Origin of the sequence: Kitasatospora sp. NPDC057595 (assembly GCF_042800875.1) — a bacterium.
Taxonomy (GTDB): domain Bacteria; phylum Actinomycetota; class Actinomycetes; order Streptomycetales; family Streptomycetaceae; genus Kitasatospora.
The window spans coordinates 1-1431 of sequence record NZ_JBHVGL010000068.1 but is presented as its reverse complement, the minus strand read 5'-3'; the positions used below and the strand labels follow the sequence as shown (position 1 = coordinate 1431).

The following is a 1431-nucleotide window of genomic DNA, read 5'->3' as shown; positions in this document are numbered from 1 at the left end:
CCGAGGGAGCCTCGGGGGCGGTGGTCGCGGTAGCGCTCACGTCTCCCACACTCCTTTCAATAATCGGTATCGATCATAGGGGCCGTCAGGTCCCTTACGCCACTACCGAATCGGGGGAATCTGGCGCGTCGCTCCCGGCCGGGACCGGGAGTTGCGTACGGAAGGCGGCCCAACTTCGTCACCTACCGGGAAGAAGCCGGGCCGCCTGGCCGTTCGGGGGTCACCGTACGGTCATGACCCCCGATACCGGAACGTATCGATACGCGGTCATGCCGCGATCGTCAGTCCCGATACCTCGAGGTAGGCGGACCCGATCCACTCGGTGTAGGCCGGGGGTATCGCCTCGGTCAGTTCCTCGCGCACGTCCGTCCAGTCGATGCCCATGGCCGCTTGCATCTCCGGCACGGTCGCCTTTCCGCCGCCCTTGCCGTACGCCGCGACGTAGGGGCCCTCGTGCCAGGCCCCGTGTCGGTACCCGCGTACCCGGCCCCGGTGGGGGACGTGCGGCGGGGCGAGGAACGGCCACCCGGACACCTCGAAATTGCGGTGTCGCAGGACCCCGAGGCCGAACATTTCCCCGCACAGCCGCAGGTCTTTGCGGACCGGCGCTTTCCCGTCCGGCTGCTCGATGACGTAGGGGAGGCCGGTCTCGTCCAGCAACTCCCGCAGGGCGGGGATGAGCTGGACGTGCTCCCGCCCCCAACCGCGGGCCGCGTTGGTCCCCACGGTCAAGGCGCAACCGGCCTGGCACGGCGGGGACGAGTGGACGAACGCGAAGCGCCGGATCTCCCCCGAGGCGATCAGGGCGGCCAGGTACTCCAGCGCGTCGGCCCGGACGAACCGGTGCGGGTACCGGGGGCGGTCCACGAGGTCCACCCCGGTCACCTCGAACCCTGCTCGCGCGTACCCGGCCCCGGCCCCGCCCGCACAGCAGAACAGGTCCAGGAGTTCGGGCCGGCCCCCCACGGCGGTCACCGCCCGGCGGTCGCGGGGGCGGTCGCCGGACGGGTCCGGCTCGCGCTCTCCCACGTGTCGTCACCGGGGGCGGCTCCGTTCGTCTTGGCCACCTTGGTCACGGTGGCCGTGGCGAACGTCAGGTCGGGGCCGACCGCGGACGCGTCGACCTCCCACGCGGAGCGCTTCTCGTTCGTCTTCTCGTCCGTCCACGTGCGCTGTCGCAGGTCGCCCACGACGACCACGCGCATGCCCTTGGCCAGGGTGCCGGCCACATTCTCCGCCAGGGACCGCCACACCGAGACCCGGTGGAAGTCCGTCCCCGACTCCCGCCACTCCCCGGCCTGCGCGTCGTACTGGCGGCGGTTGACGGCCACGGAGAACTTCGCGACCGCCACCCCGGCCGGGGTGAAGCGGAGTTCCGGGTCGTCGGTCAGGTTGCCCACGAGGGTGATCGGGGTGCCGTTGTTGCTGCTC

At 71.3% G+C, this 1431-nt stretch carries 2 protein-coding genes; both read right to left on the bottom strand.

Annotation, left to right across the window (positions count from 1 at the left end; translation table 11 throughout):
- Window positions 1-267 precede the first annotated feature (267 nt).
- Complete coding sequence (locus ACFU9E_RS35490; protein ID WP_365916679.1) at window positions 268-975, bottom strand: DNA methylase; 708 nt, start codon at window positions 973-975, stop codon at window positions 268-270.
- On the bottom strand, window positions 972-1431 hold a 460-nt coding region (gene ssb, locus ACFU9E_RS35485; protein ID WP_380715707.1), incomplete at its 5' end, for a single-stranded DNA-binding protein. The genes ACFU9E_RS35490 and ssb, both read right to left, overlap by 4 nt.